The sequence below is a fragment of the Acetivibrio straminisolvens JCM 21531 genome, assembly GCF_000521465.1.
Lineage (GTDB): Bacteria > Bacillota > Clostridia > Acetivibrionales > Acetivibrionaceae > Hungateiclostridium > Hungateiclostridium straminisolvens.
Window position 1 is genome coordinate 22,514 of record NZ_BAVR01000021.1, and the last position, 16,092, is coordinate 38,605.

A 16,092-nucleotide genomic window follows, 5' to 3' on the forward strand; every position below is an offset into this window, starting at 1 on the left:
AATTCCGTTCCTTAAAAATTTATAAGCCCCGTTCCTATAATTAAAGATAAGCTTGATAAAGCAAAATTAGAACAAAAACTTTGGACAATAAAAAAGTTTGATTAAACTTTGAAACTTCAGTATAAAGTAAAAAAAAGAAACATAGTTTATAGGAGAAAAACTAACAGGAAAAGGGTGGTTTCTTGTCTACTTTTCCAAGTAATATAATATATAATTTCTTAATAGCCTTCGGGGTAATTGTAGGTGCAAGCCTTTTTGCAGGATTGGGAGCATTGATAAACGATCATCCTCCCTTAAAAAGCATGTTTCAAATAGCAAGCTCCATTAAAATTTGGGCGGTAGCCGTTGCCCTGGGAGGTACGTTTTCTACTTTCGAAATACTGGAGAAAGGCATATTCAAAGGGGAAATAAGATCAATAATCAAACAGGCGGTTTACGTTGTAGTAGCTGTGATTGGAGCAAATGTCGGATATGGGTTTATAAGGCTTATCCAAAGGTGCGGGGAGTTAATGTTCAAATGAGAAGAATTGCTTACAGGTTTCTTATCTGCCTTGCAACGGGGCTCATAGGAGGAATTCTGATAGGATGCACTTTAATGAGTACATTGGTAAGTTACAGGATAGACAAATACCATGAGGAAATAATGCTCTTAAAAACCCGTATCGAGGAAAGTGAAGCAAAATACAACAAGCTTAAGGAATCCTTTGACAGTATGAACAAGAAAAAGTTTCTGGTCTCCGATATAGAAGTATTCCTGATTTTTAAAGACAAAGAAGAAGACGATTTTGATAAAATGCAGCTTGAAAAGTATATAAAAGACAGGTATCAAGACCTTTTGTGGAAGGAAGTAAAGAATATAGATATGGATTTGGTGGTAAAGCTTGTGGATGAGGATATTTACAGAATTGAGAATAAAAATTACAAGCTGGGGGTAAATAAGGTTTTAATTTCTGATGTATTTAAAATATGGGTAACAGTTAAGAAAATTGACTAGAATTTATGGTATAATTATATAAACCAATAATTTTGCTATAAGATAGAGGCGATAATATGGAAATTGATACTCTCAAAGAAATGATCGAAAAAAGCAGTAGTATTGTGTTCTTTGGCGGTGCAGGAGTATCTACGGAAAGCGGCATTCCCGATTTTAGAACCGATACCGGAATCTATAATCAAAAAAGCAAGTATTCCTATCCGCCGGAGGTTATGCTCAGCCATAGCTTTTTTATGGAGCATACCGCGGAGTTCTTCGAATTTTACAAAGATAAAATGATATACAAGCATTCAAAGCCGAATGCTGCCCATTTTGCGCTGGCAGAATTGGAGAAACGGGGAAAACTGAAAGCAGTTATAACCCAGAATATTGACGGACTGCATCAGGCGGCCGGATCTAAAAATGTTATTGAGCTACACGGAAGCGTTCATAGGAATAATTGCATGAACTGCAGCGAAAGCTATGATTTGGAGTATGTATTAAATAGTCCTAAGATTGTGCCGCAGTGCAGAAAATGCAATGGAATTGTAAAGCCCTGTGTGGTTTTGTATGAGGAGCCTTTAGATACCGATAGTATAAATAAGGCGGTGGATTGCATAGAGACGGCAGATATGTTGATTGTAGGAGGAACTTCCCTTGCGGTATATCCTGCGGCAGGGCTTATACGGTATTACCGTGGGGACAGGCTTGTTCTTATCAACAAGTCGGAGACGCCGTATGACGGCAAGGCGGACCTTATTATAAGGGATAGCATAGGTAAAGTGCTAAGCAGCGTGATTTAGGATGTTTTAAGGTGAAATAAACGGATTGGCTCATTTGAAAATGAGGCAATCCGTTTAAAATATGATTATTTACTTTTCAAGCACTGTTATTGTTTTGATCTTAACTTCTTCCAGAGGAACGGATTTTTCACTAGGCATGGATGGATTTTGAGCAACAGGGGTATCTGCGATTTTATCCAGTACATCCTCACCCTCTATAAGCTTTCCAAAGGCTGCATAGTCTCCGTCAAGGCCAGGTGCATCTGCATGCATGATAAAGAATTGGGAGGTTGCAGAGTTTGGATCATTGGACTTACGAGCCATGGATATTACTCCTCTGGTGTGGGATAGTGTGTTTTTCTCAAAACCGTTGTTGACAAACTCACCTTTTATGGTTTTTCCTGAGCCGCCGGTACCGTCACCGTTTGGGTCACCACCCTGTATCATAAAGCCTTTTATTATCCTGTGGAAAGTGAGGCCGTCATAGAAGCCTTCTTCCGCAAGGTTTATAAAATTCTCCACAGTTTCGGGTGCGTATTCCGGATACAGTTCTAAGACCATTTTGCCCCCGTCTTCCATTTCAATCTGCACTTTCGGGTGTTTGACATTGGTGTTTGAATCCTTGCAGCCAACGGTGAAGACCGCGGTCATTAAGCAAACCAAAACAATGGCAAGGAATTTGACATTAATTCTTCCAAGCATTTTAAAACCTCCATATCCTAAAAGTTCTAAACAAATGATACAACATTTTTTTGGCATGTCTACATAATAATATAAAGCTTTTTTTGACGGATTGATAAACTGTATCAAATATAACTATTGGATTTGAGACTATTAAATGGTATAATGTGAGTTGACTCTATTGTGTTGTTGTGATTATAGGAGGGAAAATATTGTGATTGAGAAAATAGATAGGCTTATAATTCCGCCGGATTATAATCCGGCTTTATCGGTTAGAGAAACAGAAACTGCAATAAAAAAGATAAAGGACTTTTTTGAGGCGGCTTTGGCGGCAGAATTGAATTTGAGTAGGGTTTCGGCGCCTCTTTTTGTAAGACCCGAGACGGGAATGAACGATAATTTGAACGGTGTGGAAAGACCTGTATCTTTTGATGTGAAGGCTATTGACGGAAATACTGTTGAGATTGTGCATTCCCTTGCAAAGTGGAAGCGTATGGCTTTGGCAAAGTACGGATTTAATGTTGGAGAAGGGCTTTACACGGATATGAATGCCATAAGAAGAGACGAGGATTTGGACAACCTTCATTCCATATATGTGGATCAATGGGACTGGGAATTGGTAATCAATAAACAGGATAGAAATGAAGAAACTTTGAAAGCAATAGTGAAAAAAATATTCCATGCATTGAAGAAGACCGAAGACTATGTTGCTGAGCAGTATCCTCAAATACCGAGAATATTGCCGGAGGAGATATTCTTTATTACAACGCAGGAACTGGAGGACATGTATCCTACGCTTTCTCCAAAGGAGAGGGAGGATGCTATTGCAAAGGAGAAAAAAGCAGTATTTGTTATGCAAATCGGTGGTGTCTTAAAATCAGGAAAGAAGCATGACGGAAGAGCACCGGATTACGATGACTGGGCATTAAACGGGGACATCATTTTATGGTATCCGTTACTGGAAAGAGCCTTTGAAATATCCTCCATGGGAATAAGGGTGGATGAGGATTCACTGATAAGCCAGCTTAAAGAAGCAGGCTGCGAAGAAAGAAAAGAAATGAAATTCCACAAAGATTTATTGGAAGGAAAGCTTCCTTATACCGTAGGAGGAGGCATCGGTCAATCGAGAATCTGCATGTATTTTCTGAAAAAGGCTCATATAGGAGAGGTTCAATCTTCAGTATGGCCGGATTCAATGATTGAAATTTGTGAAAATGCAAATATTTATTTATTATAGATTATATTCATTCTGGAAAAACTAAAACATCACTTTACAAGAAGGGGTTAGTGGAAATGAAAACTACATTGGTAAAAAGTCTTTATAGAGAGACAAAAGATTATGTAGGAAAAGAAATAGTTGTTGCGGGATGGGTTCGCACCATAAGGGATTCAAAGTCTTTCGGGTTTATTGAATTAAATGACGGTTCGTTTTTCAAAAATCTTCAAATTGTGTTTGAAGAGGCTAATATTCAGAATTTTAAAGAGATAGCAAAGCTTCCGGTGGGCTCTGCAATTATTGTGCATGGAGATTTGATTGAGACTCCCAATGCGAAGCAGCCTTTTGAGTTAAAGGCATCTAAAATTGAGATAGAGGGGGCATCGATTCCCGAGTATCCTCTGCAAAAGAAGAAGCACTCTTTTGAGTTTTTAAGGACAATTGCACACTTAAGGCCCAGGACAAATACATTTTCGGCAGTATTCAGAGTAAGGTCCCTTGTAGCATATGCTATACACAAATTTTTCCAGGAGAGAGGCTTTGTATATGTTCACACTCCAATTATCACAGGAAGTGATGCAGAAGGTGCTGGCCAGATGTTCAGAGTTACAACCCTTGATATGAACAACCTGCCGAAGAATGAAGAGGGAAAAGTGGACTTTACAAAGGACTTTTTCGACAGGGAAACAAACCTCACCGTCAGCGGGCAGCTTGAGGGTGAGACATACAGTATGGCCTTCAGAAACATATACACCTTTGGGCCGACTTTTAGGGCCGAAAATTCCAATACGGCAAGACATGCGGCAGAATTTTGGATGGTGGAGCCGGAGATAGCTTTTGCCGACCTTAAGGATGATATGGAGCTTGCAGAGGACATGCTCAAATATATCATAAATTACTGCCTGGAAAATGCTCCTGAGGAAATGGAATTCTTTAATAAGTTTATTGACAATACACTGCTTGAGAGGTTGAACAATATTGTAAATTCCGAGTTTGCTCATGTTACATATACCGAAGCTATTGATATTTTGTTAAAATCCGATCAAAAATTTGAATATCCCGTAAAGTGGGGAAATGACCTGCAGACCGAACATGAGAGATATCTTACGGAGCAAGTATTTAAAAAGCCTGTATTTGTTACTGACTATCCGAAGGAAATAAAAGCTTTTTACATGAGGATGAATGACGATAATAAAACTGTTGCGGCAATGGACCTTCTTGTACCGGGGTTGGTGAGATAATCGGCGGAAGTCAGAGAGAGGAAAGATTGGACCTTTTAGAAAAGAGAATGCAGGAGCTTGGACTTAATATGGAGGACTACTGGTGGTATCTGGATCTTCGCAGATATGGCACCACCAGGCATGCAGGCTTTGGATTGGGATTTGAGAGAGCAATAATGTATATTACAGGTATGACAAACATTAGAGACGTAATACCTTTCCCGAGGACTGTACATTCAGCGGAATTCTAATAGAAATGCCAATACGAAAAAGAAAGGGACGGTTTTTAAGGCATGGCCTGTTAAAAACTGTCCCTTGTTTTAATATTTTTTATTTACTATTCTATAGAATCTGTATTATCTATCATGGTTCGCTTCCCGACACGAGTCTTCCGCCTACATAGAGAGTTATGCGGTTTGAATTTCCGTAGTCGTTTGCGGATGAAGAGAAAGAATAATCGTTTGATTGGCTGTAATTTGACCAATCGTCTTTTGAAAATCTTGCCTGAACTTCTATACTCATACCTGGCTCAATACTTCCTGCTCCTTCGGTAAAGCCTATTTCCAGGTAATGGTCGGCATTGTTTTTCGATGAATTAAGTTTTGTAAATTTTCCGGTTACATTCGAATTTCCGGCAGAGCTCCAGTCACACCAGAATTGCTGACCCTTTTCACCGTCAATTGTGTAATAGTACCTTATCTTAACATCCGATAGCTTAACTGCCGAATTGGAGTTGTTAATAAGCTTAAACCTCGGATTTATGGTGTTTGTGGTGTCTGAACCGTTGCCGTTGGCATATTGCAATGATATGCTGCTTCCGCTGCTATTGCCTGTAGACGGTCCGGATGACGTTTTGGTCGGATTAGGTGCTGTGTTGGGCGAATTATGCGGTGTGTTGGTAGGACTAAACGGTGCGTTGGTTGGTGTTGAAGTATTCCGCGGTGATAAATCTTCATTTGGACCAACTGTGTTTGTAGGACTTTCTGTTGCTGCGCCGGGAGACGATAAGCTATCCGGGGTTGAACCCGGCTTGGCTGTTTCTTGAGGTTTCGGTGAAGAACCGTTATTTCCGGAGTCTATGCCCGGCACCAATCCGTTTTTCTTTTGCTCAAAGTAAAGGTGGTACATAGCGTTTGCCATTGCCACTTCGGCCTGTGCCCAATAGCGGTGATAGGTCATTACCGGATCCTTGCCGTTTTTTATGGCTTCTTCCACCATTTTATAGTCTTTGTCCTCTTTGTATTTCGGACGAAGATCTATAAAGGTTATTCCGTTCTTTATCTCGGCACCTTGGCATTTATTCCGGAATAATCGTGGGGAATATAAACTTCGTCAAAGAAACGTTTGTAATCTGCTCTTGGTTCCTTTGCTACCACGCCCTTTTTATCTCTATAGTTGTGCCACATTCTGTCAAGCAGCTGTTTGGCTGTTTCTCGGGCCTTGTCGTCAACTTTCTTTTCATGTTTTTCGGTGGCGGCAGCATAGTAAATGAGTGCTTTTGCATATGAAGCGGTTACCCCTACGTCAACAGTCCAGTCTTTAACAGTACAGTGGAGGTTTTTATTTTCACTGGGTTTTCCTGTCCATGGGTCAGGTTGGCCGGACCATTCCAAAGTAGAGGGAATTTCATAGGTTCCATCGTTTTTCAAACGGGTATTCTTTATTGCCCATGATGCCCATTTCTTGCAAAGATCTTTAATTTGACTATCTCCTGTCAAATAGTAGTATTCCATAATTCTTTCCATTGACCATGCCTGAAATCCAAACCAGTTGTTGCTTGGCGGGTCATGGTAAACGGGCTGCCAGTCATAGGCCATATCGTAGAATGTACTTGTGCCTTCGGGATATTTGCCGTACGAGCCTTCCCAACTGTTGGTTACTCCGCCCGCTATGGCGCCTTCGGCACTTTGAAGATATTGAAAGAGCTCCAGCTGGCGCTGAAGGCTTTTTTCCCAGTCTTTCTTTGCGTTTTTTGATTTGGGTGTTAATACGGATTCTTTTGCCAGTGCGTAGGCAGCCACCGGATTTTGATAACCCTGATGACAGTGGGAACTGCCGATTCTCCAGCTCCAGGCTCCGTTGATATCCCCTCCCCATGAGGTATACCAGGATAAAAGATAATGGCAGCTGTCGTATCCCGTACCGGCCTTTGCGGTATCCTGGACCCCTATTGGCCTGAAATATTTGTCAAAGAGAGTATACCTTAGATAATCACCCATTTTTGATGCTTTTTCAAAATACGGTTCAAGTTCCTTTTCTTTGCCCTGTTCTTTTGCCCAAAGATATGCCCAATAGGTTGCCTGAACCTGTCTTGCATCGGCATCGGAGGCAGAGGTGTAGCGCCATTGCTTTACAGGTTCGCCAAAGTTTCCAAAAAGTTTAAGAAATCCGCCGTTATTGACTTGTCCCCATCTAAAGTCTTCCCAAGAAGGATGAGGTATTGTTTCCCATACGGATTCTCCTGCGCCCCTTTGATAGGTGTTTATGTAGGAGCAGCGGCTTGTGCCATCCCCATGATTGCCGTACCCATACCAGTTGTCGATGTCTAAAAGCCAGTGCATCTGATATATGGCTTTTGAACCGTAGCTAGAAGCCAGTTCATCTGCAATTGGGTCAATACCTGTGGGCGCGTTGGTATCGCCAGGAGCGGGATATTTCTCGGGCGAATCGGCCTCCGGTGCATATTGGGCAGGCTGTGCGGGAATGTATGCATTGGCACCGGGTTGGTCTCTTTCTGGAGAAGGTATTATGTACTGCTCTGTCTTGTCCCAGGCATCTTTAAAGTATGACCAGTCGCCGGTAAGTCTCCCATAGGTTGCTCCAAGCCAAACCATATAGCTCATGGCTTCGCTGGTGGTGAGATGTCCGTAATCGGGAGCTTCTACCAAAAGCGTTTCTATGGAGTGATACGGAATCCCCTCTTCACTGAGGTAGCCTTCTTTTTGGATATTTTCAAAAAGTGCCATAAACCTGTCGGAATAAACTGTTCGGACATATTCTTCAGAGTATGTATCGTTTGGACCTGATATTTGCCGGGAAGGTTTAAATCTGCCTTTGATTCCGATTATTAGTATTGAAACGGCGATAACGGCAGCAATTATGCTGCAGGATTTAATTATCTTTCTTCTTCGCCTTATATTATATCTTAATTTCATGACTCCCCCTTAACAAACCTCCTTCTTAAAAAATGTTTCTTTTGTAACTATTATACTAAGGAATTTGGGCTATTACAAATTATTTGTCTTGTTAAAATGGCTAAAAATATTTTATAATTTTTTTAAGACTTTTTTAGTGCTGTCCGTATTATATGATATGAAGCGGAAAACAGAATCAAAAAATTATCAAAGAACATAATACCGGTAAAATAACATCTATGTGAAGTATAGAGGAGGAGAATTATTATGAGAAAAGGTCTGGTTCGTTCAAGCCATAACAAAGTTATATCGGGGGTGTGCGGAGGAATAGGAGAGTACTTTAATGTTGACCCTACCATTGTGAGACTTGGTTTTGTAATAGCAACTGTTTTATCCGGAGGAGCAGGGTTATTTGCATATATTGTGGCGATTTTTATAATACCTGAAGGAGACGGCAGTAGCACCCAAAACTTTACCGATTTTGCTCAAAGCGGGTTTAATAATCATTACGACCCGGACAGAGATTTTAGCAGCACACTGGGAGATGATGAGGAATATATAAGAAAAGATTATCAGGGCAACAAAACCTTTATTGGCATTTGCCTCATCGTGCTTGGGCTTGTTTTCTTAGTTAAGCCCTATATTAGAATTGATTTTAGAATTTTAGGTCCCATACTGCTGATAGGTATTGGTGCACTGATTGTATTTAGAGGCGGGAGGCGTTTGCATGAAAAGAAATAATGGCGGTATAGTTTTTGGAATTTTTATGATTTTCATAGGCATAATAGTTATATTGGCTCAGTTTGGGATGCTGAACTTTGATAAAATATTAAGCTTTGTTTTAAATAATATACCGGTGATAGCCTCATTACTGCTTATTGTGGCAGGAATAAACCTTATTTTTGATAGATATTCTATAATTAAGATTTTTACTTGGACGGCATTTTTTGCAGTTCTATTGATATCCGGCAGCTTCTATAGCGGTGCGACGGAAAATAAATCCCGAAGAAACGTCGAAGAGAGCTATAGCAGATCCTTTGCAGAGGAGAAAATGCCCAAAACCGAAGAAGGGCAGTTAAAGATGAACCTAAGCGGTCAAAAGTTAAAGATTGGTTCCACCGACTCCAATCTAATTGAAGGAGTCATTACGGATTCCGGTATCAAATATGAAGTGGATTACAAAAAAAATAATAAAACTGCTGTTATTGATTTTAAAGTGAAATCAGGGTTTTCATTGGATGATATCAGAAACTTTGCTTTCTCAAATGATTTTTTTGCAAAGAATTTGGCAACGGGAGAGCCGTTGGAAGTTTTGCTAAATTCGGATATGGTTTGGGATATTGACTTAAATGTCGGAGGTATTGACGCAGAGATAGACCTATCGTCTTAGAGTCGAAGATTTTGAATTGGACGGGGGAGCGGGAAATATCAAGCTGGTATTGGGAGACAGGCATCCTTCCACAAAGGTTGATATTGACGCAGGTGCAGCCAAATTTAATATATTTGTACCTAAAGATTCAGGTATCAAAATTGATGTCGATGGATTGTTGAGCTCCATTGAATTTAACGGTCTAGTCCTTGAAAAAAAGAACAAATCTTATATTTCACCGGGATATGACAAAGCAAAAAACAAGATAGAAATTGAAATAGATATTGGAGCAGGAGCTCTTGAGATTAATGGAATTTAATATTTCTTTCGTTAAAGAGAATGTAATAGGCGCCGAAGTAGGTATTTGAACCGGACTTTGGCGTTTTTTATTTTTTTATTAAATTTATTGAACCGAACCATGTAGTTGAGCGTCATTATTATGTAAATAAGAAAATGGAGGTGTGGGGTGGAAATCGATATGCTTGTTGAGTCTGCGAAAAGAGGGGACAAAAAAGCTTTTGAGAGAATAGTTCAAAGGTATCATAATGAGCTTTACTATACTGCGCTAGGGATAGTAAAATCAGGATGGGATGCCCTTGATATATGTCAAGAAACCTTTTTAAAGGCGTTTTCCTCTCTGGATACGCTTAAAGATGTATCAAAGTTTAGATCTTGGATAAACCGAATCCTCATAAACAAATGCAACGATAATTTCAGAAAGAATAAAGGAGTTACGGTTGTGGATTTTATCGAGAATGAGGGGTTCTTGGAGGATTCTAAGGAAGAAAACATTGATCTTCTCAACGCTTTGTCTTTGCTAAAGGAAGATACTAGAATTATACTTACATTAAGGTATTTTCAGGACCTGCCTATAAAGGAGATTGCCTCAATAATGGATATTCCTGAAGGTACTGTTAAGTCCCGACTGAGTAATGGGCTAAAAGAATTAAGGAAAATGATGAAAGTTGGCAGGAGAGGGGATGAGAATACATGAACTGTGACAGATTTTTAGAGTTAATGGAAGAGCATATAATGGGAGAGCTTGACGCAAATTTAAGCAAAATGATGGAAAAGCATTTTTTCGAGTGTGAAAAATGCCAAGCAGAGTACAGGGAAACAAAGGAGATTATTAGCAATTTTAAGGATATAAAGCAATCAGTGATAATTAAGGAGGATGTTTTGAATATGAGTAAAAAAAATATTGTTAAAAAAGCTGGCAGTAGAAAGGGAAAAAAGCCTCTTATGAGCTTTGTTTCCGGAGCTGCTGCGGTCGTATTTTTTGGTATGTTTCTTTTGACAGGCTCAATTGTAGCTTTTCCAAGCTTTGCATCAACATATTTGCCGGAGGTTCCGGTCGTAAAGCAGTTAAAAGATATTCAGAATGAGTATAATGCCATTAAACAGCAGAATGAAGAGATGGCAAAACTGAACGAGAGTTTAATAAGAGAAAATGAAGAGCTTAAGATGAGAATAAAGGAAATCGGAGGCGTTTCTATTCCGGAATACCAGACCAGTAAAGGCATAAATGAGGAAGATAATCAAAAGATTCAGGAGATCGTAATAGAATTCATCCGAGCCATATACAGAGGAGACATTGAAGCTGCAAAGAAAATTTCTACAGAAGAATTTAAACAGGAATTAGCACAAAATGCCAAGCATTATATTATGATAAATAAAGGGAATATTTTATTTACCCAGATAACAAATGTTGCAAAAGAAGGGGATTTGTATATGGTGTTTGTAAGGCTTAATGACAGTGTTGATGCTGAGCTTGGTGATTATCAGTGGAATTTCGAGCTTGTAAAGAGGGGAAGTGAATTTCTTATTTCCTTTGCAGGAAAGGATGCATAAAATTACTACCATTGCTTTAAATAGCACCGGAAAAGCTGAAATTACTTAAGTGTACCTTGCTGCAAGGCTAATTGTACCCATAAAAAGTGTATTTATGGTAAAATGTTACTAGTTTTTTCCTCTAAAGTATAGTATAATATTATTTGTGGATACAGTTTCAAATAAAACTATTATGGTCTAGGAGGTGCTTTTACATGGGAATAAAGGATTATCTTAAGAAGAGAAAAATCGAAAAGAAAAGAGCCGCAAGAAAGAAAGCTGTAAAAAACACAGCAATAGGCGCAGGAGTTGGAGCTGCTGTTGGTATTACAGCAGGTATATTGTTAGCACCTAAATCAGGAAAAGAAACTAGAGAGGATATTGCGAAAAATGCCAGAAAAACAGCTGAAGTAGTATCCGAAAATACCAGGAAAGCTGTTGACAAGGTATCCGAGACTTCAAAGAAAGCTGTGGAAACACTTAGAGTGACTATAAATGATGCTAAAGTAAAATTGGCAGAAAGAAAAGCTGCTAAAGCCAAGGAGGAAGTGGCAGCATCTGAGGAAGCCGGTGAAGACACTGATGAAAAAGAAGAACAAAATGAGGAAGTAGTTTTTTGAAAATAGTTTTTTGAAATATACAAAAGAACAAATTGATGTCAATTTGTTTTCTTTGTATTTGTTTAACCTCTTGGAATGAAATGAAAGAGGTAAAAGCGAAGGGACTCGATGTCCCGAGCTTTTATTTAACCTCTTGGAATGAAATGAAAGAGGTAAAAGTGAAGGGACTCGATGTCCCGAGCTTTTATTGTAAATTGATTTACCAATGAGAAAACATATAAGCCGGGAAGGGCAATGCCCTCGGGCTTATCAGGAGGGGGGACGTACGTGTCGGTAACAATTTCTTATGATTTGGCCAATTTTATCATGTATACTTTGGGTGCTGTCTTAATAATAGTTGCTATTGTTACTCTCCTTAATGTCAATAAATTAATTAAAAGATTGGACAAGATTATGGAGAAAAATGAGGATAACATTAACAAGACAGTAGACACTATCCCTGAAATCGCTAAAAATGTAAATGAAGTTACGATGGGAGTCAAGCAGGGCGTAGATAAGGTTGGGGAAGCAATTGATGCAGTGGAGACATCTGTTTGCGACAGTATACTGTCCGTGGTTGAAGGAGCGGAAGGTTTATTTGATTTTGTAAGTATAGCAGGAGAGGTAATAAAGGCATTGTTAAAAAGGTTTCCTGTTGGAAAAAGAAAATAAAGATGACAAATAATAAAGGAGAGCGTAATGCTCTCCCTTAAATTTTTTCGTAAAGTCAGAAGAATCTTACCATCTATCACTGAAGTTCCTTCCGTATCCTCTGTTTCCTCCGCCAAAACCGTTGTTTCTTCTCTGCTGTTTTCTGGCCTGTCTGCAGGTAGGACACCTTTGAGGTTCGTTCTGGAACCCTTTTTCTTGGTAAAAAGCCTGTTCACCTTCAGAAAACACAAATTCAGCGTTGCAATCTTTGCAAATTAAAGTTTTATCTGCCACTTTGCAGCCCTCCTTAATAATTTGGATTTAACTTATTCGAGACTAGACATATTCATCCAAACTAACTAAGGAGAACATGGGTCAGGAACTTAATTAAATCACTTGATAAAAATATTATAACACAAATTTTTTCCACAATCAATAATTATTATTCAAAGGAAAAAAAAGGTAAAGATAATAAATCTTATATTGATTATAAAACACTAATAATTACAATGAGACTGTCATAACAATGATATAGGAAAGATTTACAGTTAAAGTAAGGATAGTAAAAATGGATGGCACAAGAAGAGTAATTCAACCTTATAACAGGGCAAAAGCAGTAGAGTATGCGCATAGGTGGGCTTTTGGACGCAATCCCAAATATTTTAATTTTGACAAACTTGGCGGTGATTGCACAAATTTTGCATCGCAGGTTTTATTTGCAGGAAGCAATGTAATGAATTTTACTCCTACATACGGCTGGTACTATATAGACGCAAACAGAAGAACTCCTTCGTGGACGGGAGTAAACTATTTGTACAACTTTCTGGTAAACAACAAGGGGGCAGGACCCTATGCAGTGCAGTCAGATGTCAAGGATATACAGCCCGGGATATAATCCAACTGTCGTTTGGCGGGGCGCCTAATTTTGATCATTCTCCGGTTGTGGTTAAGGTAGGATCCTGTGAGCTTCATAACATACTTGTGGCGGCCCATACATACGACAGGGACTATTATCCCATAACAAACTATGACTGGGCGGACATCAGATTTATACACATATTGGGAGTAAGAACATAATAATATTTTGGCATGGATGTCATTGGCTATTTATGGGTTTCATTTAATATGATTTCAAAGTCAATAAGCAGTATGAAACGGTCCTGAATTTTGGCAGCTCCTTTGAGATACTTTTTATAATAGCTTGAAACAGACTCGGAGACAGGCTCTATTTCCTCATCCTCAATGGATATAATTTCCTCCACAACATCAACCATGAAAGCAAGGGTTTTGGAATTTATCATTATTATAAGCATTTTTGTTTCTTCATCGATTATTTGATTATCGGGAAGATTGAGTTTATTCTTTAGGTTCAGCAGAGCATAAACCTTGCCACGAACGTTTATAAGTCCTTCCACGTGAGAAGGAGTATCCGGTACCTTAAAAACCTTCTGAGGCCAAATAATTTCCATTACATGTGCTATATTGACGCCGAAATATTCATCGTTTAGCTTAAATATAACGTATTGCTGCGACATAGTTATATCCTTCCCTTCGCAATGGTTTTATTTTTTATGGAATTTCATCAAACGAACAAAATAAGTTGGACGTGAATAAAATGACTCATAATAATATTATATCAACTTTTATGAAGATAATCAAATACAAGCTTATGTGATTTTGACGGCATTTTATAAAAAACCATGCCCTAAGTTTAAAGGACATGGTTTTTTCTTTAGCCTCTTAGAGTGGAATGTAAGAGAAAAAAGTAAAGGAATTCGATATCCCGGGCTTATATCGGGGCGTACTAGGATCTGTAACTTCCGTTTATTTTTACATAATCATATGAGAAGTCGCAAGTCCAGATTCTATCCGATGAAGTTCCCGCTTTAAGATTAATTTTTATTTTAACTTCCGCTTCCTTAAGTATTTCTTTTGCCTTTTCTTCATCAAAGTCTAACCCGGTACCGTTGCGGCATACCATAAGTTCTCCAATATATATGTCCACGAGGTTCGGATCAAAGTCGGCACCGGAATAACCCGCCGCTGTTATAATTCTGCCCCAGTTTGCATCTTCACCGAAGATGGCTGTCTTAACAAGAGGTGATTTTGCAATTGCACTTACTATTTTATAAGCATCTTCATTATTTTTAGCACCTTCGGCAACAACTTCGATAAGCTTGGTTGCACCCTCTCCGTCTTTGGCTATCATTTTGGAAAGATAGGTGCAAACGTATTCAAGAGCGGATTTGAAAGTCGAATATTCTATATCCTCTTTGACAATGCCCTCATTATTTGCTTTTCCGTTGGCAAGAATGACAACCATGTCGCAAACACTGGTGTCTCCGTCAACCGATACCCGGTTGAAAGAATGGTTTATTACATCTTTGAGAGCCTTGTCCAGAAGCTTTTTGGAAATGTTTATATCTGTCGTTACAACTCCTATCATTGTTGCCATATTGGGGTGTATCATCCCGGAACCTTTTGCCATTGCACCGATTCTTACTTTTTCTCCTTGAATTTCAAATTCCACGGCAATTTCCTTTGATACAATGTCTGTGGTCATAATAGCCTCAGCCGCATCGTGACCGCCTTCTTCGGAAAGGCTTGAAATTGCGGACTTTATACCGGAACGAACCTTTGAAAGATCGAGGGGCATTCCGATTACTCCGGTAGAACCCACAAGAACGTTTTTTGAATTACAGTTTAAGAGCTGGGCAGCGAGGGAGGCCATTTCTTCTGCATCTTTATAGCCCTGTTCTCCAAGACAGGCGTTGGCATTGCCGCTGTTTATGACCAATGCCTGAGCGTATCCGCTTTTTATATGCTCCATGGTAAGCTGAAGGGAGTGTCCTTTTACAACATTTTTTGTAAAAACTCCCGATGCAACCGCTAAGTCATCGGAGCAAACAACAGCAAGGTCCTTTTTTTGGTTATTCTTAAGCCCGCAGGCAACTCCCGAAGCTTTAAATCCTTTTGGGGCTGTAACTCCTCCATCTATTATGTTTATCATTTCTTTCACTCCATTTTATATTAGATTTGCATTGAAAATTTTTGTGCCTTATTTGGTATAATTGGTATCCATATAACAGAAAGATTATATAATTTTATTTAATAGTATTCAATAGTACTGGTGTTTTTATTTGAGATTTTTTTAATATATTGTGAAGCAAAAAAGGGTATATAGACCTATTTTTGTACAGGGCAAAGAGTAGTATAATTAAAATATAGAACTATAAATCTGAAATCTGTTTTGCCGGTCAAATAATAATGAAGCTGTTCCCTTTAATTCCAGATAAAAATAATTGAAATAAAAATGAGTAAAGGTTATAATAATGAAGATTCACAACTATATAATGCATATGTCCGTTGCCTTTACTTCCCAACTGTTTTTATACGCTGTTAAAGATATATAATAAATGGGTATAAGAATATAAGAAGCAGATCAAGATTCAATAACTTATGTATCCGGAATTTTTGCAGTGCTTGTTGTGTATTGAGAGAAAAAGCACAAATTAAGTATCCTATTTAGTGTAACTTAAAATGCCAAACATTTTCGCCTACTTGTGAGTTCAAATGAGGTTTGGTAACAGATTTAAGGTTTCACTAAAAAACCTCAAATAATAGTAAGGGGATGGTC

At 38.8% G+C, this 16,092-nt stretch carries 15 protein-coding genes and 3 pseudogenes; 13 read left to right on the top strand and 5 right to left on the bottom strand.

What is annotated here, in order from left to right:
* Positions 1 to 182: 182 nt before the first annotated feature.
* Genes JCM21531_RS07265 through JCM21531_RS07275 form a run of 3 tightly spaced genes read left to right on the top strand, consistent with a single transcriptional unit; the run spans position 183 to position 1,776 of the window.
* Positions 183 to 521, top strand: coding sequence for a YtrH family sporulation protein (locus JCM21531_RS07265; protein WP_038288711.1), 339 nt, complete (start codon positions 183 to 185; stop codon positions 519 to 521).
* Positions 518 to 994, top strand: coding sequence for a sporulation membrane protein YtrI (locus JCM21531_RS07270; RefSeq protein ID WP_038288714.1), 477 nt, complete (start codon positions 518 to 520; stop codon positions 992 to 994). Before JCM21531_RS07265 ends, JCM21531_RS07270 begins: the two co-directional genes overlap by 4 nt.
* Before the next feature lie 56 nt (positions 995 to 1,050).
* Positions 1,051 to 1,776: an NAD-dependent protein deacylase gene (locus JCM21531_RS07275; RefSeq protein WP_038288716.1), complete on the top strand. Its 726-nt coding sequence runs from the start codon at positions 1,051 to 1,053 to the stop codon at positions 1,774 to 1,776.
* A 69-nt stretch (positions 1,777 to 1,845) separates the two neighbouring features.
* Here the strand turns inward: JCM21531_RS07275 and JCM21531_RS07280 are convergent, their stop codons facing one another.
* Positions 1,846 to 2,457, bottom strand: a complete 612-nt coding sequence (locus JCM21531_RS07280; RefSeq protein ID WP_038288719.1) for a peptidylprolyl isomerase — start codon at positions 2,455 to 2,457, stop codon at positions 1,846 to 1,848.
* 193 nt (positions 2,458 to 2,650) lie between these two features.
* On the opposite strand from JCM21531_RS07280, the gene asnA reads away from it, so the two are divergent.
* Both asnA and asnS read left to right on the top strand, forming a co-directional pair.
* The gene (asnA, locus tag JCM21531_RS07285; RefSeq protein ID WP_038288722.1) at positions 2,651 to 3,673 is read left to right on the top strand and encodes an aspartate--ammonia ligase; all 1,023 of its coding nucleotides are present in this window, start codon (positions 2,651 to 2,653) and stop codon (positions 3,671 to 3,673) included.
* Between the two features lie 56 nt (positions 3,674 to 3,729).
* Positions 3,730 to 5,123 (top strand): annotated as a pseudogene (asnS, locus tag JCM21531_RS07290) (asparagine--tRNA ligase).
* 112 nt (positions 5,124 to 5,235) lie between these two features.
* Here the strand turns inward: asnS and JCM21531_RS07295 are convergent.
* A pseudogene (locus tag JCM21531_RS07295) lies at positions 5,236 to 8,027 on the bottom strand (glycoside hydrolase family 48 protein).
* A gap of 246 nt (positions 8,028 to 8,273) precedes the next feature.
* Here JCM21531_RS07295 and JCM21531_RS07300 point away from each other — a divergent pair.
* From JCM21531_RS07300 to JCM21531_RS07325, 7 genes are all read left to right on the top strand, one after another.
* The gene (locus JCM21531_RS07300) at positions 8,274 to 8,747 is read left to right on the top strand and encodes a PspC domain-containing protein (protein WP_038288723.1); all 474 of its coding nucleotides are present in this window, start codon (positions 8,274 to 8,276) and stop codon (positions 8,745 to 8,747) included.
* The gene (locus JCM21531_RS07305) at positions 8,734 to 9,396 is read left to right on the top strand and encodes a toast rack family protein (RefSeq protein WP_243467375.1); all 663 of its coding nucleotides are present in this window, start codon (positions 8,734 to 8,736) and stop codon (positions 9,394 to 9,396) included. The genes JCM21531_RS07300 and JCM21531_RS07305 overlap by 14 nt, the downstream gene beginning before the upstream one ends.
* A gap of 16 nt (positions 9,397 to 9,412) precedes the next feature.
* Positions 9,413 to 9,694 (top strand): LiaF domain-containing protein, encoded by a 282-nt coding sequence (locus tag JCM21531_RS21250; protein ID WP_243467376.1) that lies wholly within the window; start codon positions 9,413 to 9,415, stop codon positions 9,692 to 9,694.
* Positions 9,695 to 9,841: 147 nt separating this feature from the next.
* Positions 9,842 to 10,369 (top strand): RNA polymerase sigma factor, encoded by a 528-nt coding sequence (locus tag JCM21531_RS07310; RefSeq protein WP_038288726.1) that lies wholly within the window; start codon positions 9,842 to 9,844, stop codon positions 10,367 to 10,369.
* On the top strand, positions 10,366 to 11,226 hold the full coding sequence (locus tag JCM21531_RS18640; RefSeq protein ID WP_243467377.1) for a zf-HC2 domain-containing protein: 861 nt from the start codon (positions 10,366 to 10,368) through the stop codon (positions 11,224 to 11,226). The genes JCM21531_RS07310 and JCM21531_RS18640 overlap by 4 nt, the downstream gene beginning before the upstream one ends.
* A gap of 194 nt (positions 11,227 to 11,420) precedes the next feature.
* The gene (locus JCM21531_RS07320) at positions 11,421 to 11,825 is read left to right on the top strand and encodes a YtxH domain-containing protein (protein WP_038288729.1); all 405 of its coding nucleotides are present in this window, start codon (positions 11,421 to 11,423) and stop codon (positions 11,823 to 11,825) included.
* A gap of 267 nt (positions 11,826 to 12,092) precedes the next feature.
* A complete protein-coding gene (locus JCM21531_RS07325) occupies positions 12,093 to 12,476 on the top strand; it encodes a DUF948 domain-containing protein (RefSeq protein WP_038288731.1) in 384 nt (127 codons plus the stop codon).
* Between the two features lie 66 nt (positions 12,477 to 12,542).
* Here the strand turns inward: JCM21531_RS07325 and JCM21531_RS07330 are convergent, their stop codons facing one another.
* Complete coding sequence (locus JCM21531_RS07330; RefSeq protein WP_038288733.1) at positions 12,543 to 12,749, bottom strand: zinc-ribbon domain-containing protein; 207 nt, start codon at positions 12,747 to 12,749, stop codon at positions 12,543 to 12,545.
* A gap of 274 nt (positions 12,750 to 13,023) precedes the next feature.
* On the opposite strand from JCM21531_RS07330, the pseudogene JCM21531_RS07335 reads away from it, so the two are divergent.
* Positions 13,024 to 13,532, top strand: a pseudogene (locus JCM21531_RS07335) (amidase domain-containing protein).
* A 26-nt stretch (positions 13,533 to 13,558) separates the two neighbouring features.
* Here the strand turns inward: JCM21531_RS07335 and JCM21531_RS07340 are convergent.
* Both JCM21531_RS07340 and argJ read right to left on the bottom strand, forming a co-directional pair.
* The gene (locus JCM21531_RS07340; protein WP_038288735.1) at positions 13,559 to 13,990 is read right to left on the bottom strand and encodes a chemotaxis protein CheW; all 432 of its coding nucleotides are present in this window, start codon (positions 13,988 to 13,990) and stop codon (positions 13,559 to 13,561) included.
* Positions 13,991 to 14,259: 269 nt separating this feature from the next.
* Positions 14,260 to 15,465 carry a bifunctional glutamate N-acetyltransferase/amino-acid acetyltransferase ArgJ gene (gene argJ / locus JCM21531_RS07345; protein ID WP_038288738.1) on the bottom strand — a complete coding sequence of 402 codons (1,206 nt, stop codon included), beginning with the start codon at positions 15,463 to 15,465 and terminating at the stop codon, positions 14,260 to 14,262.
* Positions 15,466 to 16,092 lie beyond the last annotated feature (627 nt).